The 25,784-nt window shown below is 38.0% G+C and carries 23 protein-coding genes; 3 read left to right on the forward strand and 20 right to left on the reverse strand.

What is annotated here, in order from left to right; all coding sequences use genetic code 11:
- Position 1: 1 nt before the first annotated feature.
- The 17 genes from ade to pdxA all read right to left on the reverse strand — a co-directional run bounded on the left by ade (position 2) and on the right by pdxA (position 17,814).
- Complete coding sequence (gene ade, locus OQZ33_RS12905) at positions 2-1,639, reverse strand: adenine deaminase (RefSeq protein WP_265799429.1); 1,638 nt, start codon at positions 1,637-1,639, stop codon at positions 2-4.
- Positions 1,640-1,644: 5 nt separating this feature from the next.
- Positions 1,645-1,995: a PH domain-containing protein gene (locus tag OQZ33_RS12910; protein ID WP_265799430.1), complete on the reverse strand. Its 351-nt coding sequence runs from the start codon at positions 1,993-1,995 to the stop codon at positions 1,645-1,647.
- Between the two features lie 88 nt (positions 1,996-2,083).
- Positions 2,084-4,060, reverse strand: coding sequence for an alpha-ketoacid dehydrogenase subunit alpha/beta (locus tag OQZ33_RS12915; RefSeq protein ID WP_265799431.1), 1,977 nt, complete (start codon positions 4,058-4,060; stop codon positions 2,084-2,086).
- 57 nt (positions 4,061-4,117) lie between these two features.
- Positions 4,118-4,369 carry a DUF2442 domain-containing protein gene (locus OQZ33_RS12920; protein WP_265799432.1) on the reverse strand — a complete coding sequence of 84 codons (252 nt, stop codon included), beginning with the start codon at positions 4,367-4,369 and terminating at the stop codon, positions 4,118-4,120.
- A gap of 249 nt (positions 4,370-4,618) precedes the next feature.
- Positions 4,619-6,010, reverse strand: a complete 1,392-nt coding sequence (locus tag OQZ33_RS12925; RefSeq protein WP_265799433.1) for a LutB/LldF family L-lactate oxidation iron-sulfur protein — start codon at positions 6,008-6,010, stop codon at positions 4,619-4,621.
- A gap of 89 nt (positions 6,011-6,099) precedes the next feature.
- Positions 6,100-7,737 (reverse strand): M28 family peptidase, encoded by a 1,638-nt coding sequence (locus OQZ33_RS12930; protein ID WP_265799434.1) that lies wholly within the window; start codon positions 7,735-7,737, stop codon positions 6,100-6,102.
- A 31-nt stretch (positions 7,738-7,768) separates the two neighbouring features.
- On the reverse strand, positions 7,769-8,206 hold the full coding sequence (gene rpiB / locus OQZ33_RS12935) for a ribose 5-phosphate isomerase B (protein ID WP_265799435.1): 438 nt from the start codon (positions 8,204-8,206) through the stop codon (positions 7,769-7,771).
- Between the two features lie 45 nt (positions 8,207-8,251).
- Positions 8,252-9,133, reverse strand: coding sequence for a twin-arginine translocase subunit TatC (tatC, locus tag OQZ33_RS12940; protein WP_265799436.1), 882 nt, complete (start codon positions 9,131-9,133; stop codon positions 8,252-8,254).
- 120 nt (positions 9,134-9,253) lie between these two features.
- The gene (locus OQZ33_RS12945; protein ID WP_265799437.1) at positions 9,254-10,453 is read right to left on the reverse strand and encodes an LVIVD repeat-containing protein; all 1,200 of its coding nucleotides are present in this window, start codon (positions 10,451-10,453) and stop codon (positions 9,254-9,256) included.
- A 168-nt stretch (positions 10,454-10,621) separates the two neighbouring features.
- A complete protein-coding gene (gene accC / locus OQZ33_RS12950; protein ID WP_265799438.1) occupies positions 10,622-11,968 on the reverse strand; it encodes an acetyl-CoA carboxylase biotin carboxylase subunit in 1,347 nt (448 codons plus the stop codon).
- A gap of 42 nt (positions 11,969-12,010) precedes the next feature.
- Entirely contained in the window at positions 12,011-12,487 is a 477-nt protein-coding gene (gene accB, locus OQZ33_RS12955) for an acetyl-CoA carboxylase biotin carboxyl carrier protein (protein WP_265799439.1), read from the reverse strand.
- A gap of 142 nt (positions 12,488-12,629) precedes the next feature.
- Positions 12,630-13,628, reverse strand: a complete 999-nt coding sequence (locus OQZ33_RS12960; RefSeq protein ID WP_265799440.1) for a beta-ketoacyl-ACP synthase III — start codon at positions 13,626-13,628, stop codon at positions 12,630-12,632.
- An 18-nt stretch (positions 13,629-13,646) separates the two neighbouring features.
- Positions 13,647-14,585 (reverse strand): phosphate acyltransferase PlsX, encoded by a 939-nt coding sequence (gene plsX, locus OQZ33_RS12965; protein ID WP_265799441.1) that lies wholly within the window; start codon positions 14,583-14,585, stop codon positions 13,647-13,649.
- A gap of 101 nt (positions 14,586-14,686) precedes the next feature.
- Entirely contained in the window at positions 14,687-14,878 is a 192-nt protein-coding gene (gene rpmF / locus OQZ33_RS24325; protein ID WP_010600130.1) for a 50S ribosomal protein L32, read from the reverse strand.
- Between the two features lie 15 nt (positions 14,879-14,893).
- Positions 14,894-15,424 carry a YceD family protein gene (locus OQZ33_RS12975; RefSeq protein WP_056851063.1) on the reverse strand — a complete coding sequence of 177 codons (531 nt, stop codon included), beginning with the start codon at positions 15,422-15,424 and terminating at the stop codon, positions 14,894-14,896.
- Between the two features lie 318 nt (positions 15,425-15,742).
- A complete protein-coding gene (locus OQZ33_RS12980) occupies positions 15,743-16,585 on the reverse strand; it encodes a sulfurtransferase (RefSeq protein ID WP_265799442.1) in 843 nt (280 codons plus the stop codon).
- A gap of 149 nt (positions 16,586-16,734) precedes the next feature.
- Complete coding sequence (gene pdxA, locus OQZ33_RS12985; RefSeq protein WP_265799443.1) at positions 16,735-17,814, reverse strand: 4-hydroxythreonine-4-phosphate dehydrogenase PdxA; 1,080 nt, start codon at positions 17,812-17,814, stop codon at positions 16,735-16,737.
- A 159-nt stretch (positions 17,815-17,973) separates the two neighbouring features.
- On the opposite strand from pdxA, the gene rsmA reads away from it, so the two are divergent.
- Positions 17,974-18,762: a 16S rRNA (adenine(1518)-N(6)/adenine(1519)-N(6))-dimethyltransferase RsmA gene (rsmA, locus tag OQZ33_RS12990; protein WP_265799444.1), complete on the forward strand. Its 789-nt coding sequence runs from the start codon at positions 17,974-17,976 to the stop codon at positions 18,760-18,762.
- Positions 18,763-18,772: 10 nt separating this feature from the next.
- On the opposite strand, the gene OQZ33_RS12995 is transcribed toward rsmA, so the two are convergent.
- Positions 18,773-19,804, reverse strand: a complete 1,032-nt coding sequence (locus OQZ33_RS12995) for a helix-turn-helix transcriptional regulator (RefSeq protein ID WP_265799445.1) — start codon at positions 19,802-19,804, stop codon at positions 18,773-18,775.
- An 857-nt stretch (positions 19,805-20,661) separates the two neighbouring features.
- Here OQZ33_RS12995 and OQZ33_RS13000 point away from each other — a divergent pair.
- Entirely contained in the window at positions 20,662-21,759 is a 1,098-nt protein-coding gene (locus OQZ33_RS13000) for a slipin family protein (protein WP_265799446.1), read from the forward strand.
- Between the two features lie 179 nt (positions 21,760-21,938).
- Positions 21,939-23,363: an RtcB family protein gene (locus OQZ33_RS13005; protein WP_265799447.1), complete on the forward strand. Its 1,425-nt coding sequence runs from the start codon at positions 21,939-21,941 to the stop codon at positions 23,361-23,363.
- A 112-nt stretch (positions 23,364-23,475) separates the two neighbouring features.
- On the opposite strand, the gene OQZ33_RS13010 is transcribed toward OQZ33_RS13005, so the two are convergent.
- Positions 23,476-24,327 carry a hypothetical protein gene (locus tag OQZ33_RS13010; protein ID WP_265799448.1) on the reverse strand — a complete coding sequence of 284 codons (852 nt, stop codon included), beginning with the start codon at positions 24,325-24,327 and terminating at the stop codon, positions 23,476-23,478.
- Positions 24,328-24,399: 72 nt separating this feature from the next.
- Positions 24,400-25,653, reverse strand: coding sequence for a pyridoxal phosphate-dependent aminotransferase (locus tag OQZ33_RS13015; protein WP_265799449.1), 1,254 nt, complete (start codon positions 25,651-25,653; stop codon positions 24,400-24,402).
- Positions 25,654-25,784 lie beyond the last annotated feature (131 nt).

The following is a 25,784-nucleotide window of genomic DNA, read 5'->3' on the forward strand; positions in this document are numbered from 1 at the left end:
CTTAAACAAGCTCGAATTTATCACCATCAAACAGACCTTTATCGCTTAACTTTATACGTGGAATAACCAGCAAAGCCATAAAAGAAAGTGTCATAAATGGCGCAAGCAAAGTAGAGCCTAATTCTTTCGCGAATTTATCAATAGAGGTATAGCTTTCTGCGACTTTGTATCCATCTTGATTGCTCATTAAACCCGCTACTGGCAAAGTCAATAATTCTAACCTTCCCTTTCCAAGTGCAACTACGCCACCAGTTTTTTCAATAACATGGTTTACAGCTTCACAAATACTTTTATCATCTACCCCTACAGCAATAATGTTGTGACTATCGTGAGCAACGCTTGATGCAATCGCACCATTTTTGAGTCCGAAATTCTTGACGAATGATATTGCAACAGGTGCATCGTGATAGCGATTCACCACCACCATTTTCAATACATCGTTTTCTAAATTACTAACAATACTACCATTAGACACTTTAGGTTGGGCAGCAATCCGATTGGTAATTAATTGTCCATCCAGTGCTTCAATTACCGCAAGTTCTTCCTCTCCTTTGAAAGGATAAATAAAATCTTTCTCTTTTTTCGGGCTGCAAGCAAAATGATTGACAGATTTTGCATCTTCAATATTTGTTACCCAATTACCCACTGTTCTGCCGTTTTCGGCAAGCAAATCGCCATTAATATAAGTTTGCTTCACGTTGAAGCTTATCAAATCTTTAATAACGATAAAATCTGCCGCATCGCCAATTTGCAAAGTGCCTACATCAAGTTTATAGTGAAGAATAGGATTGATACAAGCAGCCTGAAGAACTTTAAATACATCAACCCCTTTGGCAACTGCTCTGGCACAAAGTGCATTGATATGATTTTCTACCAAGCTATCCGGATGTTTATCATCACTACAAAACATCATCATCTCGGGCCAATCGTTTAGCAAATCGATCAACGCTTCGAAATTTTTAGCAGCACTGCCCTCACGGATGAGGATTTTCATTCCGCGTTGCAATTTATCTAAAGCCTCCTCTGCAGTGAAACATTCATGATCGGTAGAAATCCCTGCGTCAATATATTGCTGAACGGTATCACCCCTTAAACCTGGTGCATGTCCATCAACAGGTTTACCCAACTCATGTGCAGCAGCAATCTTCTTTAAAACCTCATCATCTTTGTAAAGCACACCAGGAAAATTCATCATTTCACTGAGGTATTTTATTTCTGGTCGCTCCAAAAGTGACCAAACATCATCGTGGTTCAATTCTGCCCCAGCGGTCTCAAAGATAGTTGCCGGAACGCAGCTCGGAGCACCGAAATTAAACTTGAAAGGAACAGTATTACCATTCTCAATCATAAATTCTACACCTTCCAAACCGCAGACATTAGCTATTTCGTGTGGATCGCTGATGGTAGATACCGTTCCGTGAACGACAGCCAACCTTGCAAACTCACTCGGAATTAGCATGCTACTTTCTATGTGGACATGGCTATCAATGAATCCCGGGAGGATAAAATGAGCATCACTTTTGGCTTCAGAAACTTTGCTTATGTTCCTTATTTTGCCTTCTTCAACTTCAACTTCGCCAAAGAAAATATTTCGCTTTGTGATGTCAACTATATTTCCCTTGACTTTAAAATTGCTCATTTCTGTTATAACTTATTTGAAGTTGTGATTATTTTAGGATTGACCTTTGTAAGTTCTATAACAAAGCGTTCAACTTCTTTGGGGCTTATATAAATTTCATTCCATTTATTATATTTTACAATAATTCCGTTGCATGCCAAAGCCGGTTTAAAACCTACAAAAGTCTTTGCATTTAATTGTAACTCCCTAATCTCATCAATTTTTATTTGTCCAAAAAAAGGACCAGACCTATATTTTAAAACTTTATTTTGAATGGTATATTTTGTATTAAATAATAACCATAGCAGTAATGTACCCACTAATGTTGAAATGATAAATGTATATAAAATTGAGAAACCATCGGTATATCTTATCAAAGTATAAATCGATACGCTGATTGATAACAAGATTGTTATCACAACGATAATAAGGTAAAATAAGTCGACTTTACTTTTGAATGTCATATTAGTATAAAAGCAATTTTTCAACGGTTTCGGCCAATCTTGCCTTTGCCAAAAATTCATCCTCCAACGCTTTATTCATCGGGATTGCAGTATCTAAACTTGCGCAACGCATTACCGGCGCATCTAAGTCCTGAAAACAATGTTCACCAATCCATGCTGAAATTTCTGCCCCAAAACCGTTGGTTAGTGTATCTTCGTGTAATATCAAAACCCTTCCGGTCGCTTTTACTGCTGCTCGCACGGTTTCTTTATCCCATGGTTGAAGTGTACGTAAATCAATTAATTCCGCATCACTTTCTGGATTGTTTTTTAGATAATCTAAAGCCCAATGAACCCCTAAACCATAAGTAATGATTACAAATTTATTTCCTTTTTTTAAGGTTAAAGCTTTGCCAATTTTGGTGGTGTAATAACCATCAGGAATGGGAGCGGATAAACTTCTGTATAAATATTTATGCTCAAAATACATTACTGGATTTGGGTCTTCAATTGCAGCTAAGAGCAAACCTTTAGCATCTTGTGGAAACGCAGGGTAAACCACCTTTAATCCTGGAGTTTTTGTAAACCAGGCCTCGTTGCTTTGTGAGTGGAATGGACCGGCGCCCGTTCCTGCACCAGTTGGCATCCGAACCACAACATCTGCTTTTTCGCCCCAACGGTAATGTGTTTTGGCCAAGTTATTTACAATCTGGTTAAAACCAACCGTTACAAAATCTGCAAACTGCATTTCTACAACTGCCTTGTAACCGTTAATAGACAAACCCAAACCAGTGCCGACAATTGCAGATTCACAAATTGGTGTATTGCGAACTCGGCCCTTGCCATACTTGTCAGTAAACCCATCGGTTATTTTGAAAGCGCCGCCATAATCAGCAATATCCTGCCCCATTAAAACGAGGTTTTGATGTTTCTGCATGGCTAAATCTAATGCATCAGTTATAGCATCTAAATATCTTTTTTCTGTGGAGGATTGACTTGGCGCAACAACAGTTTGTTGGTATGGAAAATACATATCAAGCTCTTCCTGTTCAGCATTCGCTTCAGGCTCCGGCTCATTAAAGGCTTCTTCTACTTCTAGCTCTATACTTCTTTTAATTTGAATTTTAATGTCGATCGCTGCATCGGTATTTAACACACCTTGTTCAATCAAATACGATTCATAATTGCTCAACGGATCTTTCTTTTCCCATTCATCAAATAACTCCTGAGGAACATATTTAGTGCCTGATGCCTCTTCGTGGCCACGCATTCTGAAGGTCAAACACTCCACCAAAACAGGACGAGGGTCTTTTCTAAGCTCATTAGCCAGTTGATTAATGGTATCGTAAACTTCCAGAATATTGTTTCCATCTATCTGAACGCCTTCAATGCCATAGCCAATTGCTTTATCAACCAAATTTTTACACTTAAACTGTTCAGATTTTGGTGTGGATAAACCGTAGCCATTATTTTCTATCAGGAAGATAACCGGCAAATTCCAGACTGATGCAACATTAACGGCTTCATGAAAGTCGCCTTCACTTGTGGCACCTTCTCCAGTGTAAACCAACGTTACTTTTTGTTTCTTGTCTAAAATATCTGCCAGTGCAATACCATCAGCTAAGGCCATCTGCGGCCCAAGATGGGAGATCATTCCAATGATTTTATAATCTTGTGTCCCAAAGTGAAAGGAGCGGTCTCGGCCTTTGGTAAAACCAGTCATTTTGCCTTGCCATTGCGCCATCAGTTTTTTTAAGGGAATATCTCTTGAGGTGAAAACACCCAAATTGCGGTGCATTGGCAAAATATATTCATCTTGCTGCATGGCTAGTGTACTGCCAACAGCAATGGCTTCCTGCCCAATTCCTGAGAACCATTTGCCAATTCTACCTTGCCGCAAAAGTTTAAGCATCTTTTCCTCAACCATTCGAGGATAAAGCAATCTTTTATATAAATTCAGTAAGAATTTGTCGTCTTTATCGCGGCGGTTGAAGTGCATATGAATTTGGAAAGACCTGGTTAATTTTTTTTCTAAAATTGATTCATGAGGTGTAAATTAAAAAAAACCTCCAAAGCTCAAATCCTCATCAAGCTCCACCCAATGTATTCCAAATGGCGAAAGTGTAAAATTTTCTAGTGAAGATTTTGATGCCATTTGCAACCTTGGAAACCAACTCAGTAGATGACCTCTTACTTCATTGGTATTTGTTTTAATGAAAATGTTCCAATCATCAAACCAAACTCTAACTACATCAATGTCCATGATATTCAATTCATTTATTGGTGATAATTTCTTTATTCTCTTCATTTAAAGCAATCGCCAAACTAACATCTTTATTCTTTAAGCCTTTATTTGAAATCAATTTAACTTCTTCAACCTCGAATTTAGCTTCACCGCAGCATTTTTAACATGAACATGAACATGAACAAGTAAGTGCTCATTAGAATAGAAGAAAAATTTAAATCTAAAGACGATGAAAAGTGTGGCAAAATTTACTCGACTTTAATAGTGAATTTACGAATTCGATAGGAAATGCGGTAAGGATAGTTAACGTTTTTATTGATTTTCCTTATTCTTCTTCAATTCCTCCCACTGCTTTGCAAAAGACTTATCGGCCACTTTGGGCATTTCACGGTATTTTCCCCAACTTTTTCTGAAGAATGATTTTAGCATAAAGTTCTTGAATTTCCCCCCGAAAAAATCCATCCACTTACGTTTTTGCATCATTCGGTTAAACATTCCCCACCCCATTTCTTCTACTTTGCCATTTTCATGTGTAGCAGCCGCGTCTCTGCGGTTAAGGAGTAACATTTTGTGAATATCGATTTTAACAGGACAAACTTCAGAGCACTTTCCGCATAAACTAGAGGCGTAACTTAAGTGTTTAAACTCCTCCATGCCTTTTAAATGCGGAGTAATCACCGAGCCGATGGGACCGCTGTAAGTGGTGTTGTAAGTATGGCCACCAATATTTTTATATACCGGACAGGCATTTAAACAAGCACCACAGCGAATGCAATACAAGCCCTGACGCTGGTCCTTTTGAGCCAACAAATTTGTTCGGCCATTATCTAACAGAATCACGTACATTTCTTCTGGACCATCCGTTTCGTTTGGTTGGCGTGGGCCGCTTAAAATGGTATTGTAAACCGTTAAGTTTTGTCCAGTTCCATGTGAAGCTAATAATGGCCAAAACAAATCCAAATCAGCCATGGAGGGAATTATTTTTTCGATCCCTACAATTGCAATATGAATCTTTGGAAATGTGGTGCTTAATCTGGCATTCCCTTCATTTTCCGTAATGGCAATGCTCCCTGTATCGGCAATCAGAAAATTACCGCCACTAATCCCAATATCAGCGTTTAAATATTTATCACGGAGCAATTCCCTAGCTTTTTGAACCAGCTGAGGTGGAGTAGCATCTACTGGTGTATCAAATTTATCATGAAACAACTGTGCGATGTCAGTAGCACTTAAGTGCATGGCTGGAGTTACAATATGGTAAGGAGCTTGACCCAGTAACTGAACTATATACTCTCCCAAATCACTTTCTAGCGACTCGATTCCGTTTTCGGCAAGAAAATCGTTGATGTGGATTTCTTCGGTGGTCATCGATTTTGATTTGATAACCGATTTACCGCCATTCCGTTTGATGATATTTAAGATCTCTTGCTGTGCCTCTGCCGCATCATTCGCCCATATCACCTTGCCCCCCCGACGTTGGAAATTGGATTCGAACTCCGGCAGATATTTATCAAGATTTTCCATCACACGCCATTTGATAACATGTGCTTTTCTTTTTGATGCCTCCAGGTTTTCGAATTTAGATAAACCGCGTTCTACCGCAGTATTATATTTACCAATATTAAAATTAATGGTTTTACGATGCGGTAGATCGAACGCTTTCTTATCAGATTTCTCTAAAAATTCATCGGCAGTTTTCATCATATTTCAAAGATAGGAATTTCTATTGCCACCAAAAGTATTGTGCATAAAAAAGCCCCGATTCGTAAATCGGGGCTAAAAAGTTCAATTTTCTATTTTTTTGGATTTCCTTTTCCGTCTCTATCGATAGCAGGACGCTTTGGGCGGTTCGCCAATTCCCAAGCGGTGAAATAGGTAAGTTTAGCTCTCTTAGTCAATAGCGGAAAGTTAATTTTGCTTACTTCATCACCAGGTCGGTGATAATCCTGTTCCAACATTCCATCATAATAGAAAATAATCGGAATCCCCAACTTCGCAAAGTTATAGTGATCAGAACGGTAATAGATCCGGTCTGTATCATTAGGATCATCATATTTATAATCCAATTTCATTTTGGTATAAGTGGCATTTACCTGCTCGCTTAGGGTTCCCAAATCACTGCTCAACATATTTGAACCTACAGAATAAATATAGTTCGCTGAATCTGGTGTACCTAAATATTTCTCGCCGGTACGACCAATCATATCCGTGTTTAAGTTAGCGATGGTATTTTCTACCGGGAATACAGGATGCTGAGAATACCAATCAGAACCCCACAAACCTTTCTCCTCACCAACAACAGTCATGAAAAGAATGCTACGTTTAGATCCTTTTCCGGCTTTTTTGGCATCTGTGAACGCTTTGGCCATTAAAAGAACACCGGTGGTACCAGAACCATCGTCATCTGCACCGTTATTGATTTTGTCTGGTCCTTCAACTTCTGGCGTAATGCCAATGTGATCGTAGTGGCCTGTTAATACCAAAACTTCTTTCTTCAACTTTGGATCCGTTCCCTCAAGGAAACCTAACACATTTTCTCCGCGAACATCAGTGCCTTTTTTCATTGCACTTGCAGAAATGGCTAAACTAATGGTTTGCGAGGCAGGTTTATTTGTTTCGGCCACTTTTGCTTGAAAAGCATCGATAGAGGTATTTGCAGCCTTTAAAATTTCGTCTCCGGTAGCGGTAGAAACGCTGATGACGGTAAATGGATTTTGCTTTTTCATGCGCTCCACCACTTCTTCGGTTCTCATTACCACCTGGCCAGCTTCTAAAGATGCTTTACGTTCTGCAGAAATATTGTCAACAGACGGGTCGATTAATATAACTGCTTTGGCTTTATTTTGAGCCAGATAACCCAATTTCTTCTGCCTTGCCATCATTGCAGCACGTCTGTCTGCTTTATCAGTTGCTTTCATTGTCGGATCGCCAACTGCAAAAATGACAACTACTTTTCCTTCTACACTGATACCGTCGTATTCATTGAAACCGTCTTTAGAAATGCCATAGCCCGCAAAAACAACATCATCAGCACTAAAAGTAAAGCCGTTTAAACCTACAGCATTACTGGTGATTAAGTAATCTTTGTATGCCTGTTTCGGTTGACCGTTTATAGTGAGCATACTTTCACTAATCGCGTAAGTTGCCAGGTCAATTTTCTGGAAATAGCCACCACCAACCGGTCCTTTTAATCCAATGGATTTAAAATAGTCGCGAATATAATCTGCAGCCATCCACGCACCTTTTTTACCTGTTTCACGACCTTCATATTCATCAGAAGCCAAAACAGAAAGGTGTTTAAATGCATTTTCAGGATTGATCACTTTGCTAAACCTAATTGCATCCTTATTTGGCGCTAAAGGTTTAACTTGTGCGAAGCAGCCAACACTTAATATCGAGGCCAAGCCTAGGGTTAAAAATTTTTTATTCATTATGGGTAATAGTTAGTTTAGTTTGATAGGGTTAACATGAAATTTTATCAACACGGGTTTGATGGCGACCGCCTTCAAATTCGGTATCTAAAAAAGTTGATGTAATTTCTTTTGCCAATTCTTCTGAAACAAATCTTGCCGGAATACACAATACATTAGCATTATTATGTTTTCTTACTAGCGATGCTACTTCATTCTCCCAGCATAAACCTGCTCTAATACCTGCATGTTTGTTGGCGGCTATGGCTACCCCATTTGCCGATCCACACAATAAAATGCCATAAAGGAACTCGCCACTTTCGACAGCAGCTGCTACCGGATGGGCAAAATCAGGATAATCGACAGAATCTAACGAATAGGTGCCAAAATCCTTTACATCATAATTGGCAAGAAAATCTTTTAACAATTCTTTATATTCAAAACCAGCGTGATCTCCACCAATCGCTATTTTTATTCTAGTTTCAGACATGTCCAAATTTATATAGAATTATAAAATCTATTCGTAATGTTTTTGTTAGTTAGCGTAGAATGCTGCCTCATCTTTTTTCTTTTTCCTTTCGATGAAAGCAGAAACGAAAATACTTAATTCATAAAGCAAAAATAGTGGTGTCGCTACAATCAACATCGTCATAATATCTGGTGTAGGCGTAACGATGGCTGCTATAATTAAAATGATTACCGCTGCATATCTTCTGCTCGACCTCATTAACTTTGGCGTCATCAATCCAAGCTTCGATAGAATAAAAATAATTACAGGAAGCTCGAAGATAATTCCGGTACCCAACGTTAAAGTAGCTACGGATGATAAGTATGAATCAACCGTAAATGTATTTTTTATCTCTTCACTTACCGTATATCCTGTCAAAAAGTTAACCGAAAGCGGGCAAACAATGAAATATCCAAATAGAATACCAATAACAAAAAGCACTGATGCAAAAAAAACAAAGCCGCTGGCAGATTTACGCTCATTTTCATGCAAAGCAGGTTTAATAAATCGCCAGATTTCCCATAGCAAATAAGGAAATCCTACCACGATACCGCACATCACACAAACGTTTAACTGAAGATTAAACTGCCCTGCCATTTCGGTATTGATAATTTCACCATTAATTTTGGTGATACACATATCTGCTCCAAGTGAAGGAAATTTCTCTACCAACTTGCACATCATGCGATACGTCCAGAAATCGGGTTTCTTTGGTCCAAAAATAATCTTATCCAGGATAAATTCGTTGAAATAGAAAGCGATACCAGTAAAACCGGCAATGGCAATTACAGCTCTGATTAAGTGTTTACGGAGAACGTCAAGGTGATCGAAGAAAGACATTTCTGCCTCTAAGGTTGTACTCTTTTGTCCTATAGCTTTTGTAAGGGAAGTTTTTTTAGTGTCGCTCATGTTGAAAACAAAAATACCATTCTAATTGAATAGAATGGTATCTACGTGTTAAATATAGAAATAGTTTAGATAATTATGAGAAATGCATATAAAAATTGATTTTACATGTTTCCTACTTTATTATTTCACTTTAATTAAACTCATCTGTTTCAAATTAGAAGCATTGCTATAATTAAATTGGTAAACGCCGTCTTCTCCGGTAACAATTAGCGATTTCGGACCTGCAATTACATCGAAACTCTTTACCGTCTGCAGATGCTGTAACATGTTACTTCCAATAGCCTTGTTATCAGAAATATTGAAGCTTTTGATGCCGAAATTACCTTCGCACAAAAACAAATTATTCCCGCTAATACTTAAGCCGTGTGGGTTCTGCATCTGGTAAAGCGCTACCTGCTTAGGTTTTGTTGGGTCTTCGATATCTACCACTTCCAGCTGATTAACGGTTTGCCTGCAAAACGTTCCTGTTCTTAAAGTAACATAGGCATACTTCCCTTGCACCACAACCGGGTCGCAGGCAAAAACATGACTGTAAGTAGATAGTTTTACCGGATTTGCAGCATCAACAGCATTAAAAATATGCATACCTGTATTGGTACCGATGAATAATTTGTTATCATAAGGAAAAATGGTTTCAACTCCCCAACCCAGGTTGATTGATTTGACATAAGATGGACTCGAAGCATCTTTTACATCAAATAAGCCCAGCTCATACATGCCTACAGTATACAGGTAATCATTCATCAATGTAAACCTTGCCATGGAACCGCCCTGACCAGATGAGCCGCTTTGAGAAGATGAACTGGAGTATGCAGAAATGTCATTTACAACACCTGTGTACCTTTGTTTTTTAACCACTGTATCTTTGGTGTAGTATAGATATTTTTGAACCCCAGTAGAATAAACCTGCTTAAAAACGTCGTTTAGTCGTTTAACTTGCTTAATACTGCTCATATTCGAAATATCGAAGGCAAGCAAATCGATGAAACTATCTGCGTAGAGAATATCGTTACGAACAGCAAGATCGACGTTTCCAGGAATTTTTAAAAAAGCAATATTTACCGGTGAACTGGGATTTGCATTATTGTAAATATGAATGCCCTCATAAGGCTCATTAATTAAAAGGTAATCGTTGTAAATGTAGATTTTTCCAGTTTTTTTGGCTTCGATAGCTTTGCTAACTCCTACTGGCAAGGCTCTCATTGCCTCAACAGAAATCATTTTTGTGATTTTGATGACTTCATATTCATCTTTTTTGCATTGTGTAAACAATACTCCAACAAAAAGAAGCAGAAATACGTTAAGTAGATTTTTTTTCATGGTTTGAGGGTTTTTAATTTAGAAACGAGCGTAATTACTTAAACGCTACAAGGTTAAGGATTTATCTTTGATATCACTTGAGATTGATGTTTAACACTCAACCAAATTGCCACAAAAAAAAAGCCAGATTTGAAAAAAACCTGGCTTCTTAAATATTTGAATTTTCAGTTATTCAGAATCTATAAATTCAAACGTTTCCATAAATTTTGTAGTGAAGTTACCTGCTCTAAAGTTAGGGTCTTTCATCAACTGTAAATGGAAAGGAATAGTGGTTTTAACACCTTCGATCACAAATTCTCCTAAAGCACGTTCCATAGTACAAATGGCCTCTTCGCGGGTTTGTGCCACGCAAATTAGCTTTGCAATCATCGAATCGTAGTTCGATGGAATTGAATAACCTGCATATACATGTGTATCTACACGAACTCCATGACCACCCGGAGAGTGGAAATTCGTGATTTTTCCTGGCGAAGGGCGGAAATTATTCGCCGGATCTTCAGCATTGATACGACATTCAATCGCATGCATATCAGGGAAATAATTCTTACCCGAAATCGGAATTCCGGCAGCTACTTTGATTTGCTCCTTAATTAAATCGAAATTGATTACTTCTTCAGTAACTGGATGTTCTACCTGAATACGCGTATTCATTTCCATAAAATAGAAATTGCGGTGTTTATCAACCAAAAATTCGATTGTACCAGCGCCTTCATAGTTTACTGCTTGAGCACCTTTAATAGCAGCCTCACCCATTCTCACACGAAGTTCTTCAGTCATAAATGGTGAAGGAGATTCTTCTACCAACTTTTGGTGACGACGTTGAATAGAACAATCACGCTCGGATAAATGGCAAGCTTTACCAAACTGATCTCCAATAATTTGAATTTCAATGTGACGTGGATCTTCGATGTATTTCTCTAAATATAGACCATCGTTACCGAAAGCAGCACCAGATTCCTGACGGGCGCTATCCCAGGCATTTTCAAAATCTTCATCTTTCCAAACTACACGCATTCCACGGCCCCCACCACCGGCAGTTGCTTTAAGGATTACAGGGTAACCCATTTCATTGGCAATTGTAATACCTTCTTTTACGCTGGTAAGCAGACCTTCTGAACCTGGAATAGTAGGTACACCAGCAATTTTCATGGTTTCTTTAGCAGAGGCTTTATCGCCCATACCATTAATTTGCTCGGGAGTTGCACCAATAAATTTGATACCGTATTCGCGGCAAATGTTAGAAAACTTAGCGTTTTCTGATAAGAAACCATAACCTGGGTGTATGGCATCAGCATTAGTTAATTCTGCTGCTGAAATAATATTTGGGATATTTAAATAAGAATCTTTACTTGGAGGAGGACCAATACAAACAGCCTCATCAGCAAAACGTACATGTAAACTTTCGCGATCGGCGGTAGAGTAAACAGCAACTGTTTTGATGCCCATTTCCTTACAGGTGCGGATGATACGCAAAGCGATTTCTCCCCTGTTGGCAATCAGTATTTTTTTAAACATATATTGTAAATTAGCTAATTGGCTAATCAGTTAATGATCTAATTAGATAGGTTCTACTAAAAACAACGGCTGATCGTATTCAACTGGCGATGCATTATCAACCAAAATTTTAACGATACGACCTGAAACTTCACTTTCAATTTCGTTAAATAGTTTCATTGCTTCAATAATACAAACTACTTTACCGGTGCTGATTTCATCGCCAACGTTTACAAACATCGGTTTATCCGGACTAGAAGAACGGTAGAATGTACCAATCATTGGAGATTTGATAGTAATATATTTTGATGTATCTTCTGCAGCTGGTACCGCAGGTGTAGCCGCAACCGGAGCTGTAGGAGCTGTAGCAACTGGCGCAGCAGCCTGCACAAGTGGTGCTTGCGGCACGGTAGCATGCACAACTGTTGGTGCCTGGTTTGTTTTAATCGTGATCTTGAAGTTTTCCTGCTCAATAGCAACTTCGTTTACTCCAGAACGAGAAACAAATTTAATCAGTTCCTGTATTTGTTTGATATCCATTTTTTAAGCCTTGTTATGTAAAAAATAGTGTATAAATGAATTAACTAAGTTATACTTTTTTTGTTTGTAATTATATGGGAAATAGGGAATAGCGCTGACCCAAGAGGACATCCATCTATTTCTATTTACAATTTTCCATTCTTTAATTTGTATCGTATGCCCATTTAAGGTAAACAGAACCCCAGGTAAAGCCTCCTCCAAAAGCAGCTAACACAATGTTATCTCCTTTTTTCAGTCTACTTTCCCATTCCCATAAGCACAATGGAATAGTTCCGTTTGTCGTATTGCCATAACGCTCAATGTTGATCATTACTTTATCAGTAGTTACCCCCATACGGTTAGCAGTAGCATCGATAATGCGTTTGTTAGCCTGGTGAGGCACCAACCATGCAACATCATCAGCAGTTAAGCCGTTGCGTTCCATAATTTCTGCTGCGACATCTGCCATGTTAGTTACCGCAAATTTAAATACCGTAGGACCTTCCTGATGTGCGAAATGCTCTCTGGCATCAATGCTTTCGTGAGTTGCTGGCTTAACAGAACCTCCGGCTTTCATTCCTAAGAAATCTCTTCCTGAACCATCAGTTCTCAAAATCGAATCTTGAATGCCTAAACCCTCTTCATTTGGCTCTAATAAAGCACAACCACAACCATCACCAAAGATGATACAGGTTGTACGGTCTTCATAATTGATAATAGATGACATTTTATCGCCACCAACAACTAAAACTTTTTTATGTCTTCCTGATTCAATGAAAGATGCCCCGGTGGCTAAACCGAAAATAAACCCCGAGCAAGCGGCTTGTAAATCGTAACCCCAGGCATTTGTTGCGCCAACTTTATCGGCTAAAACATTTGCCGTTGCAGGGAATGTAAAATCCGGAGTAGTGGTGCAAAAGATAATCAGCTCAATTTCTTTTGCATCAATACCTCTCTTTTTAAGTAACCCGTTTACAGCATGCACAGCCATATCAGAGGTACCTAAACCTTCGCCCTTTAAAATCCTACGCTCTTTAATGCCCGTTCTGCTGGTAATCCATTCATCAGACGTATCAACAATGGTTTCTAACTCTGCATTCGTTAACACATAGTCAGGGACGTAACCATTTACTGCAGTAATAGCAGCATGAATTTTACTCATTTTAAAAATTTTAATAAATTATTTAAATGCCATTCTAATCTTTTCTACCAACCCAGTGGTAATCATTTCTCTGGATTGAAGAACCATATTTTTAACAGCCAGCGGACTAGAAATTCCATGTCCGATAACAACGGGAGCGTTAACGCCTAAAACCGGACTTCCACCGTATTGCTCGTAGTTGAAACGATCGAAAAACTCATCTTTCAAGCCCTTTTTAATGGTAATTACATAAAATGATTCTGCTAATTTTAGCATTACATTTCCAGTAAAACCATCGCAAACGATTACATCCGATTTATCATTGAATAAATCTCTACCCTCAACATTCCCAACAAAATTAAAAAGACTGGTATCCTTCATCAATGGAAAAGTAGCCATGCTTAACATGTTTCCTTTTTCATCTTCTTCACCAATATTCATTAAAGCTACCCGAGGGTTTTCTATCTGCAATAAATTTTCGGCATATAAGCTTCCCAAAACGCCAAACTGAAGTAAAATATCTGGTTTGCAATCAGCATTTGCACCTACATCTAATAACAGACCGGTACCACCTTTAAGTTTTGGAAGAATAGAGCAAAGGCAAGGGCGAATAATGCCAGGAATAGTTTTAACGCTGAAAACAGCGCCAACCAGCATAGCACCAGAGTTACCAGCACTTGCAAAAGAATCGATTTTACCTTCTTTTAAAAGGTTAAAGCCAACCGCAATGCTCGAATTTGGTTTCTGAACAATAGCTTTGGTAGGATGCTCGCCCATACCAATAACTTCATCAGTATGAACGTATTCAAAATGATCCGGACTAAAGCCCTCTTCTGCAAGAATGGGTTTAATCTGTTCGGTATCGCCGATAAGAACTAAATGTTCTCCAGCGTTTAGCGATTGATGAGCTGCTATTGCTCCCAAAACGATCGCTTTGGGAGCATAGTCTCCGCCCATTATGTCGAGGCCTATTTTCATAGAAAAAATCTGTTTGTGTTAGATTAGGTAAAATCCTAAAATTATCAGTCGACTAAGGTATGACTAAAGCCGCTGAAAACACAAACAATTTTTTAAGAAAATTACCCGATTTGAGTATTTTCGATAACCAATTTACCGTTATAGTATAAGTTACCATCAACGTTGTATGCACGGTGAGGTACGTGGATAGCACCTGTTGCTGCGCAAGTTGCTAAAGAAGGAGTCACTGCTTTATAGTGTGTTCTTCTTTTATTTTTTCTCTGTTTCGAGATTTTCCGTTTTGGATGTGCCATTGGTGTATAATCTAATTATTTTTTTAACTTATTAAGGGCTTCCCAACGTGGGTCGCTTGTTTGTTCGTTTTCTTCTGCTTGCTTATCAATAGAGAGCTGCTCTAACCGGTCAATCATTTCCTGGTCACACTCTTTATCTGCCTGCTCGCAGTTTTTGATATAAGGTACAGCTACGTTAATCATTTCGTACAAAGGCGCCGATATATCAATCTCGGTATCTTTGCGGTTTAGCGTAATAATTTCCTCATCATCGCTTTCCAACTCATCCTCAGCAAATTTTACAATCTGTCTTTCGTATAGGTTTACCGGGTAGGCAAACTCCGATAAACATTTATCGCAGTCTAAATTTACTGTTCCAATAACTTTAAATTTTAAAAGCAACATGGTCTCTTGTTTCTCAAGTTCCAGTTCTACTTTTAAATCTCCGCTTTTAATCAATGAATATTCAAACGCATTAAAAAAGCGGTCATCAAGCTCATAATCAAAGTGATGAACTCCCAATTTTAATCCGGTAAACGGTATAGAAAATTGTTTTAATGGCTTCAAAGTACTGTAAAATTTTAGCCTGCAAATGTAGGGATAAAATAGTTAGATAAAAAATGTTTTTTAAAAATTGTTGTTGTTCTCGAAGTGAGATTTTAGAATGTTAGCCTAAATCATAATTTTTCAAAATCAGTTTCGTTGATAAGCAGTTACGAAAGTTTCGCCTTTTATTTAATCTTTTTATTGGAAAGTTACTAACTCTAACATGCACCCTGCGTATCAGAGTTGGTAACTTTAAAAACATCAAAAAGGATTTGTAAGCTAATCGCCTACCTGCCGCGGGCAGGGCTTATTTATAATTTCCTTTAGAAGAATCAAAGATCAATGTTTGGCTAATACCATTTCCTTATTGTTTCTACTCCATTCACTCCATGAGCCCACATACAATTTAGCAATAGGCAAACCGGCATAATCCATTGCTAAAAGCGTATGGCAAGCAGTAATACCCGAGCCGCAATGAACAATAACATTTTCAGGCTCAACTTTTTCTAAAGCCCGGGTATAATTTTTTCTTAAAACCTCTGGATTTAAAAATCTGCCGTCCGAATCTAAATTTTCTGTAAAAGGAATGTTTATTGCACCTGGAATATGGCCAGCTATCGTATCTATAGGCTCTGTTAAGCCTGCAAAACGATTTACATCCCTTACATCGATTACCACATGATCATCTGCCTTAGAAACTCTTTCCACTTCACCTATATCAGACAGAGGCAAATTCCATGAACCAACTTCGTATTGACCAACAGCTCTTGGAATCTCAACTTTATTTGTTGTCGGGAAATTTACTTTTACCGCCGCTTGAAAACCTCCATCAATTACCTGAACTTTTTCGTGACCAACAGATCTCAGCATCCACCAGAGTCTGGCAGCAGCATTACCACCGTTTTTATCATCGTAAATGATCACATGACTGTGTTTTGTAATGCCAAGTTTTTGCAACGTATTGGCAAATTGCTCCAAGCCCGGCAATGGATGGCGACCACCTACTGCAAAGTCGCCGATATTGGCTAAATCATCGTTTACATCGACAAAAATTGCACCTGCTAGGTGTTGCTCATCATAACGAACTTTCGAGCCCGCACTGGCATCTACAATTACGATTTCATTCTCTTGATTTAACCCGGTTAAATCTTCGGGCTTGATAATTGGGGAAATTTTGCTCATTTCAATTTTATTTGATACACAATTTTAACCAAAATAAACCTGATAGCAGTGAAAACCTCCCGATTCTTCATCGGGAATTGGAACGAATAACAGGACTTTCGCAACGATAAGACACAGAACCTGCTTTAAAAAAAATTAAGATTTAAGCCTTACGAAGCATCGTCCTTAATATCGAACTGTGTTTCCACAACCTTTCCACCGCCGCGTAATTGAGTACTTAACATTTCTTCTTGCTCTCTGCGGTTTTTAACGATGTGTATGGCTGAAAATAATGCCTCGGTAAATGAAGTAGAATCGGCCAAATCTTTACCGGCGATATCATAACCCGTTCCATGATCTGGCGATGTGCGAACGAAATTTAAACCTGCCGTAAAATTTACACCATTGTGGAAAGCCAAAGTTTTAAAGGGAATTAAACCCTGATCGTGGTACATAGCCAACACTGCATCGAATTGTTTGTAGCTTCCATTTCCAAAAAATCCATCGGCGGGGTAAGGACCAAAAACCATTAAGCCTTTATCGTAAGCCTCTTGAATGGCTGGTGTAATAATTTCGGCCTCTTCAGCACCCAATAAACCATTATCACTGGCATGAGGATTTAACCCCAAAACAGCGATTTTTGGTTTTTCGATCCAGAAATCTTTTTTCAAGCTATCATTAATCAGTTTTAATTTACTGATAATTTTCTCTTTAGTAATAGCTGTCGGAACATCCTTAACAGGAATGTGGCCGGTAACTACCCCAACACGTAAATTCTCGCTTATCAAAAACATCAGCACATCTTTACTTCCGCTTTTTTCCTGCAAATATTCGGTATGACCAGGAAACGAAAAGGTTTCTGATTGAATGTTGTGTTTGTTGATCGGAGCCGTAACCAAAGCATCGATGTCGCCCGCAACTAAATCAGCCGTTGCTCTTTCGAGCGATAAAAGCGCATATTTTCCACCCGTTTCAGTTACCTGCCCAAGCTCGATTTTTACATCTTCTTCCCAGCAATTAATCATATTTGCTTTTTTGAGCTGCGCTTGATTAGCATGATTAATAACGTTAAAACTGAAATCGCCCAGATTATTTGCCTTTCTATGGAAAGAGGAGACCTTGGTATGACCATAAACAATTGGTATACAATAATTTAAAATAGCCGGATTTGATAACGTTTTGATGATTACCTCCAAACCTATGCCATTCACGTCGCCTATACTGATACCAATCTTAAGTTTATTGCTCATAATTACTGGAATATTTTAGCGCAAATTACTGATTTTCGTTTAAAGACTTTAAAAAAAATGAAACCGCAAAGAACACGAAGCTATTCTCAAAGAAATATTAAGACTATCTTTGTTAACAATTTTAATTTTTAAAAGTCTCGAATCTCCGGGATTAATGGTATGAGTTTAGTAAAAGCGAAAAAACATTTAGGTCAGCATTTTTTAACCGATAAGGGCATTGCCAACCGTATCGTAGAAAGCTTGGTGAATACTGAAAAGTACAACGAGGTTTTGGAAGTTGGGCCAGGAATGGGAATTTTGTCTGATTTTTTGCTACAACGCGGAGACTTACAAACTTATCTAATCGATATTGACACTGAATCTTTCCATTTTCTCAATGAAAAATATCCGCAATTGGGCGATCGCTTAATTAATGGAGACTTTTTAAAACTAGATTTCGACGCCATTTTCCCGGATAAATTTGCCATCATCGGGAATTTCCCCTATAATATTTCATCACAAATTCTATTTAAAATTTTAGATAACCGGCATAAAGTGGTAGAAATGGTGGGCATGTTTCAGAAAGAGGTGGCGCAACGTTGTGCTGCGCCAGCAGGCAATAAAGAGTATGGAATTTTGAGTGTTTTTCTTCAGGCTTATTACAAAATCGAATATTTGTTTACCGTAAAACCAGGCACTTTTAATCCACCACCAAAAGTGCACTCTGCAGTGATTCGTTTAACGCGAAATGAAGTTGAAACTTTAGACTGTGATGAAAAACTCTTTTGGCGTGTGGTTAAAGCAGGTTTTAATCAACGTAGAAAGACCTTGCGAAACGCCGTTTCTGCCGTAATGCCAAAAGATAAAATGGACAATCACATCTATTTCGAGAAACGTGCTGAACAGTTAACCGTGGATGATTTTGTAAAGTTAACACAGCATGTAAGCGATTTGATGCAACAAGAGTAAGGTTGGTATGTTATGATTTTTTGTCGCCGTTATCTTCGTACTGGTAATAAGATTGCTGCAACCGCCTTTTAATTTTTGAAATCAAGAAACGTGGCGACAGCACTTTAACGCATTCTCCAAAGCCTAAAATCTCTCTTTCAAGTTCGAAATTTAAAACCACATCGATTCTAAAAGTTGTTGTTTTTTCAGTTTTTGTTAACACCACCTGAGAAGAATGTAAAGGCTTAGTTACTACATAGGGTGCATGATCGTTTGTAAATTCTAAAACTACTTTTTGCGCTCGGTCTCTGTCATTTTTTGTCACTCCGATCAAGTCATCATAATACCGATCGAAATCTACGCCCTGATGAGTTACAAATTCTTCGTGGGGTAATTCCTGAAAATCAATTATTCTATCTAAAGCCAAGTTCAAAATTCCAGGTCTTTTTTTTGCTTTGCAGATTAAAAACCACCTATTTCTGTATTCCTTCAATAAATAAGGATAGTAAATTCCTTGCTGCCCTTGTTGTGCTTTGAATGATTTATATTCAATTAACAACGATCGCTTATTTAAAACTGCCTGATACAATGGAGGAATACACTCTAATCCTTTTACCAACTTATTTCCTTCTAACTGGATGTTATTTCCGCTTTGTTTTGTGCTTTTATAAAGATTATTTTCCAGGCGGGCAATCATATCGCTCATTTCATCGAAATAGTTAAAGGCATTAAATTCTTTTAACACGCCAACAATTTCTTTCATTTTATCAACGTCAGCATTATTGATTGGAGCTTTAGTAATGCTGTAACTCGAGTCCGAATAGGCGTAGAATCGTTTATCTTGAACCACAATGGGCGCATTATAACCTAACTTGTCACTTCGCATTAATTGAATATCGGCTTGTATCGTTCGCTTACTTACACCAGAAGTTATTCCCTCCAATTCGTAAAGCGTGTGTGCAACTTTTTCTATGATATCTTCAAGCGTCCATTTTCGGAAACGATTTTTCAGACAATCGTCAATGGTTTTGTATCGAATGAGCGCTAATTTATTGATGGCCATATTTAGACTTTAATGAACTTTCACAGAAACTATTGAAAATTAATTGTTTAAATATAGCATTATTCAATCTATCTACGCAATACAACTGCGCAATTGGTTAATGACAAAGTAACCAACGAAAATTTTATCATTCATTATCAAACACTTGAGTGTTATTTCTAAAATATTTTCTATTGCGCAAATCTGCTGCGCAGTTGGGTAACAACTTTGTATTGTCGCCCGGCGATAGAGTTCTTTGATTACATATAGAAATAGATATAAAGATATTCCGGTGTAAAAATCGGGATGGCAATATACAGAGGTATCTATCCACAGTTGCGGGTTTTAAATAGCCCCAAAGTATGAGTGCCGTTGCATTTTATATTCTGATAGAGAGGAAGATGTATTGTCTAAACACGTTGTGTGTCGTGGGTTCGAGTCCCACTTTCAGGAAACCGAAATAGCTCAGGGGTAGAGTAACAACACCAAATATGCAGGTTCGAATCCTGCTTCCAAGTGATTGGAATAGCAAAAGGGTAATGCAATGGATTAGGGTTCCATCTAAAAAGAAGAGATACTTTAAACTTCTCAAACCAAAAGTGTTGCGAAATGCGTTCGGCTCAAAAGATTTTATAAATCTCAATAGCAAATTTGCTTTTTGCTTTGCAAGTAAAACGCGAAAAGGGTGCTGATTTAAAAATCAAATCTTCTAGCTGTAGAAAGCCATATTCAACAGAATATCGCCAAAGCTAAAAGTAGATTTCATTCTTAAAAACAACCAGAAGCAATTTACTTCCGCAGAAAACAGATGAATGTTTTCGCAATTCTTTTTAAAAGAATAAACAATTGAATAATTATAAATTTTAAACATCAAAAACATGAGAAAAATAACAATTAACACCAATTATGTTGCATTGGTGTTTAAAAAAGGAGAATTAAAAAGAGTATTAACAGCAGGTAGTTATTGGTTGAGCTTTGGCGAGACCATCACTTTGTACGACATGAGCAAAGATTATGAGTTCTCTGTTGCTGAATTAGATAGGTATTTATTAAATGCCGACTTTGCCAAATTAGTTTATTTGGTAAGCGTAGCTGATAATGAGTTGGCCTTGGTTTATCAAAACAGAAATTTTAAAAACGTTTTAAGTGCGGGCAGATATGCCATCTGGAAAGGTTTGTCGGAATACAGCTTTGTTAAAGTCGATATCAGCAAAATAGAAATTGAGGAAAACATCGATAGAAATTTGTTTGAAAAAGTTGCTTTGATCAACTATATCTGGGCCTATAAAATTGAAGCTTACGAAACAGGTTTGTTATTTATTGATGGCAAGTTTGAAAAAGTGTTATTAGCAGGAAACTATGTTTACTGGAAAAATAACATCACTATCCAAGTTTTGAAAACTGATATGAGGCAATTGAACATGGAGATTATCGGTCAAGAGATTTTAACAAAAGACAAAGCGCAATTGAGAATGAACTTTACAGTTCAATACAAAGTGGAGGATGTTGTTAAAGCATTGTTGGTCAATAAAGATTTCGAAAAGCAATTATATATTACCATGCAGTTGGCTTTGAGAGAAGCTGTAGGTTTATTAACTTTTGATGAATTGATGGAAAGTAAAGAAAAAATCGGAACATCTGTTTTGGAAAGCACCATTAACAAAGCAGAAGAGTTGGGCGTAAAACTGGCAAATGGTGGTGTAAAAGACATCATTTTATCTGGTGAGATTAAAGATATCATGAACCAAGTTTTGATTGCGGAGAAAAAAGCGCAAGCCAACATGATTACCAGAAGAGAAGAAACTGCATCGACCAGGAGTTTGTTGAATACCGCAAAATTAATGGAAGACAATTCCATGTTGTACAAATTGAAAGAGATGGAATACGTGGAGAAAATTGCAGAGAAAATCAACACCATCAGTTTATCCGGCAGCGGGCAAATTGTTGACCAATTGAAACAAATCTTTGTGAAGTAAATTGGTCTCTCGTCATTGCGAGCTTCGCGAAGCAATCTTACAACTATCGCTAGTTGTTTTAAGTATTCGCTTTAAGATTGCTTCGTACCTCGCAATGACGGATTTACTGTAAAAAAAAATCAATTTTAGAAACCCTCGGCTAGGTGAACGATGCCTGCCGAGGTTTAGTTAGGAATAAAATGAAAACAGAAATAACAGGTAAAACCCTAAAGGCATTAGGTTATACCGAAGGAAAAATATTAGGCTTGGCATTGGAAATCTTAAAGGATAACTTTAAGGACGTGGAAGCTAATCAAGTACAAAAATTATTTAAAAAAGTAAAAAATTATCCAGAGAGCTTTTTGGATGATGAAGTATTAGGTGTTTTAGCAACGGCATTAATTGAAGAAGCCACACCGAAAAATGATGATACAATTGGGCTAGTTGAAAATGCCAAAAGCTATACTGTATTTGGCGAAGCTTATATCGAAGATGGTGCGAAAGAACAAATGAATATTGCTATGAAGTTGCCTGTTACCGAAGCTGGGGCGTTAATGCCAGATGCGCACCAAGGTTATGGTTTGCCAATTGGCGGCGTTTTAGCCACACGAAATGCGATTATTCCTTATGGAGTTGGTGTTGATATCGGTTGCCAAATGGCTTTGAGTATTTTCGATATTCCGGAGAAATATTATTTCGGGAAGGATGCGATGTACAAAAGAGAATTAATTGCACATACTAAATTTGGCGCTGGGCAAAATTATAAAGGAGATGAAAGAGCAGACCATGAGGTTTTAGAAAACGAAGATTTTAATGCTACGCCTTTCTTAAAAAACTTACATGGCAAAGCTTGGGCGCAATTGGGAACTTCGGGTGGCGGTAATCATTTTGTAGAATGGGGAATTATAGATTTTGCAGAGCGAGATGAGGTTTTAAATATCGATAAGGGACGTTACGTGGCTTTGTTAACTCACTCTGGTTCTCGTGGATTTGGCGCAACTATAGCGGGTCATTATACCAAACTGGCTAAAGACATTTGCAAGTTGCCTAGAGAAGCTGTAAATCTTGCCTATTTAGATCTGAACACAGCTGAAGGCCAAGAATATTGGATTGCCATGAACTTAGCCGGCGATTATGCTTCCGCTTGTCATGAGGTAATCCATAAAAGATTGACCAAGGCCATTGGCGCTAAAGTTTTAGCGAAGGTAGAAAATCATCATAATTTTGCATGGAAAGAAACCCTCAATGGCGAGGAAGTTATCGTTCATAGAAAAGGAGCAACGCCAGCGGGCGAAGGTGTGATGGGTATTATTCCCGGAAGCATGACAGCACCAGGGTTTTTAGTTAGGGGAAAAGGTGAGACAAGTTCAATCAATTCAGCTTCTCATGGCGCAGGACGATTGATGAGCCGTACAAAAGCCATTCAATCGATTACCAAATCTGACATGAAAGCAATTTTAAAAGACCACAATGTAACGTTAATCGGTGCAGGTTTGGATGAGGCGCCAATGGCTTATAAAGACATCAATAAAGTAATGGCCGCACAAACTGATTTAGTTGATGTGATTGCGAAGTTTGAACCAAAAATGGTGCGCATGGCGGATGATGGAAGTCGGGAAGATTGATTTTAGGAGGAATGAATCCAAAGTTGTCAGTCAGCCATTTATAAAACCGCCCTATTCTCAATAAATGAAAATAGGGCGTTTATTTTTTATATTTTTCTGCTACAACATCACACTAAATATTTGCGTTCTCTAGCGGATAAAATTCAATAATATTATTCATTTTTTTGTCTTTCGCTTTCCCTGTCGGGTTAGAGACATTCAAAATATTAATGTACTTTACCGGATCGCCATTTGATTCGTACACAACCACCTCCGAGTAATTCTGCTCATTGATTAATGATGGATCATCACTCAAAACCGCAAAATTTTTATTATTTAATTCATTCAAGATTAAATTTTTATCATGTACCAAAGGAATTCGGTGCTGTATTTTACGCTTTTTCATCCATTGATCGTTTATTTCTGAATAAGGTTTACTCACCTGACCATTGAAAACAGTAAATATGATTCCACCTATAATCACAATAAACTCTCCTGCCCAGATCAACCATAAGACCAGACCGCTTACCGTACCCATGCTCTTGATCTGAAAAGAACCTACTGCATTTAGGTTTACAATTTCTTGAAAAAGTATGTGAGGATGCGTGAACAGAAAAAAGAAATCGCTAGCTAAAATTTTTAAATCAGCGCTGGTCAAATTAAAGGTGAATCCTTTAGCGCTGTAAATTAATGCATCGAAAAAAACCCATTGAACATAGAAGGCCAGTAATCCGCAAAAAATCGCGATGGATACAACTATTTTTTTATTTCGGAGTTTGCCGATTTTTACGCCAAAATCAATACAAAAACCTAAGCTGATACCAAGAAGTAGCGCAATGATAGCGATAAACCAGATGTTAGGAATTAGCCTTCCAAGGATAATATAGATGAGTGGTAAGATGAAAGCTGATAAAATACCAATGACAAGCGTGATAAGGATTGCTGAGGGCGAAGCATATCCCTGAGGAGTGTATTTGTTTTCCATAAAAGCGTTTAGATGAGATTTTTTATTTGAACACCCGAGCCAACTAATTGTTTGCCCGGGTGTTCAAATGTTTTATTTTAACTTGCTTAAAGCTGTTTTAATCCGGGGTAGCATGTCTTTTATATCCTGCAAGGTGCAAGCACCAACCGATGCCCTGAACCAAGGCATGCTGTGTTCGTTTCCAAAGGCTGAAAATGGAACCAATGCGGCTCCAGCCTCTTTAATTAAGTAGAAGTTTACATCCGCACTATCCCTTAAAAGCTGACCATCTTCAGTGGTTTTTCCGATATAGTCGATTTTAATGGTGAGATAAATTGCACCCATTGGCTCAACCGCATCAACATTAAAACCTTCGTTTTTCAATTCATTAAAGCCATTGTAAAGCGCATTTAAGCTATCTTGAATTTGACCTTTAAAACTGTTTAAAAATGTATCGACCTGCGTTTTATCATTAAAATAATTAGACATTGCAACCTGCTCGGCTTTTGGTGCCCAAGCACCCATGTGCCCAACCAATGCCTTCATTCTGTTAACAATATCTTCAGGGCCAAAACCCCAACCTACACGCACACCTGTTGCAGCTAAACATTTCGAAGAACCATCTACGAAAACCGTAAATTCACGCATTGCCGGGCGTAATGAAACCGGATTTACATGTTCCTTGCCAAAAGTTAAAAGTGAATAAATCTGATCGTACATTAAATACAATGGTTTTTCATCCGCTCCGCGCGATGCATTTTCTTCTAAAATAACATCACATATTTCCGCTAAAGAATCCGCATCAAACATGGTTCCTGTCGGATTCAATGGCGAACAAAGCGCTAATAATGTTGCACCTTTTAAATGTGGTTTCAATTGTGCTGCAGTTGGCATAAAGTTATGCGCTGCATCAGTTTCTACCGCAATGGCCTTCGCCGATGTTAAGTGACAGTAGTGATTGTTATTCCATGAAGGTGCAGGGAAAACAACTGTATCACCTGGATCTATCAAAGCTAAATAAGTAGCATAAATCAATGGTCGAGAGCCGCCTGAAACCAGAATACTATTGGTGTTGTACTCCAAACCGAATCTATCTTTCAATAGTTCAGAAACGGTTTGTCTCAATGGCAAAACACCGTCGGCAGGCGGGTAATTTGTTTGATTTGCATGATAGGCATCTACGATTCCGGCTTTTAATTCCGCTGGAATGGGATAGATGTTTGAATCAAAATCGCCGATGGTTAGATTGGCGATTGAAGCGCCTTTGCGTTTCATTTCATTAACCTCGTTACCAATTTTTATAATTTCTGAGCCTATTAATGAACTGGCTAATACTGAAACTTTCATATATTTGAATTGATTGCTGACATCAGCAAATTATAATGCTTTTATTATATTTTGGAGTTCTTTTTTATCAATACTACTTTCTTCTGATTTGTCACAAAGAGTCAACATATTGATAACAATTCCATTTAGGT

This window comes from Pedobacter sp. MC2016-05 (assembly GCF_026239735.1).
In the GTDB taxonomy this organism is placed as follows: Bacteria; Bacteroidota; Bacteroidia; order Sphingobacteriales; family Sphingobacteriaceae; genus Pedobacter.

Bases quoted from the DNA above. Each gene is read 5' to 3' on its own strand.
- pdxA (WP_265799443.1), bottom strand. From the start codon at position 17,814: ATGAGCAATAAACTTAAGATTGGTATCAGTATAGGCGACGTGAATGGC.
- OQZ33_RS12915 (WP_265799431.1), bottom strand. From the start codon at position 4,060: ATGCACTTCAACCGCCGCGATAAAGACGACAAATTCTTACTGAATTTA.
- OQZ33_RS12960 (WP_265799440.1), bottom strand. From the start codon at position 13,628: ATGAGTAAAATTCATGCTGCTATTACTGCAGTAAATGGTTACGTCCCT.
- OQZ33_RS12925 (WP_265799433.1), bottom strand. From the start codon at position 6,010: ATGATGAAAACTGCCGATGAATTTTTAGAGAAATCTGATAAGAAAGCG.
- OQZ33_RS13005 (WP_265799447.1), top strand. From the start codon at position 21,939: ATGAAAACAGAAATAACAGGTAAAACCCTAAAGGCATTAGGTTATACC.
- OQZ33_RS12945 (WP_265799437.1), bottom strand. From the start codon at position 10,453: ATGAAAAAAAATCTACTTAACGTATTTCTGCTTCTTTTTGTTGGAGTA.
- rpmF (WP_010600130.1), bottom strand. From the start codon at position 14,878: ATGGCACATCCAAAACGGAAAATCTCGAAACAGAGAAAAAATAAAAGA.
- rsmA (WP_265799444.1), top strand. From the start codon at position 17,974: ATGAGTTTAGTAAAAGCGAAAAAACATTTAGGTCAGCATTTTTTAACC.
- accB (WP_265799439.1), bottom strand. From the start codon at position 12,487: ATGGATATCAAACAAATACAGGAACTGATTAAATTTGTTTCTCGTTCT.
- OQZ33_RS12930 (WP_265799434.1), bottom strand. From the start codon at position 7,737: ATGAATAAAAAATTTTTAACCCTAGGCTTGGCCTCGATATTAAGTGTT.
- plsX (WP_265799441.1), bottom strand. From the start codon at position 14,585: ATGAAAATAGGCCTCGACATAATGGGCGGAGACTATGCTCCCAAAGCG.
- OQZ33_RS13010 (WP_265799448.1), bottom strand. From the start codon at position 24,327: ATGGAAAACAAATACACTCCTCAGGGATATGCTTCGCCCTCAGCAATC.
- accC (WP_265799438.1), bottom strand. From the start codon at position 11,968: ATGTTTAAAAAAATACTGATTGCCAACAGGGGAGAAATCGCTTTGCGT.
- OQZ33_RS12920 (WP_265799432.1), bottom strand. From the start codon at position 4,369: ATGAAGAGAATAAAGAAATTATCACCAATAAATGAATTGAATATCATG.
- OQZ33_RS13015 (WP_265799449.1), bottom strand. From the start codon at position 25,653: ATGAAAGTTTCAGTATTAGCCAGTTCATTAATAGGCTCAGAAATTATA.
- rpiB (WP_265799435.1), bottom strand. From the start codon at position 8,206: ATGTCTGAAACTAGAATAAAAATAGCGATTGGTGGAGATCACGCTGGT.
- tatC (WP_265799436.1), bottom strand. From the start codon at position 9,133: ATGAGCGACACTAAAAAAACTTCCCTTACAAAAGCTATAGGACAAAAG.
- OQZ33_RS13000 (WP_265799446.1), top strand. From the start codon at position 20,662: ATGAGAAAAATAACAATTAACACCAATTATGTTGCATTGGTGTTTAAA.
- ade (WP_265799429.1), bottom strand. From the start codon at position 1,639: ATGAGCAATTTTAAAGTCAAGGGAAATATAGTTGACATCACAAAGCGA.
- OQZ33_RS12995 (WP_265799445.1), bottom strand. From the start codon at position 19,804: ATGGCCATCAATAAATTAGCGCTCATTCGATACAAAACCATTGACGAT.
- OQZ33_RS12980 (WP_265799442.1), bottom strand. From the start codon at position 16,585: ATGAGCAAAATTTCCCCAATTATCAAGCCCGAAGATTTAACCGGGTTA.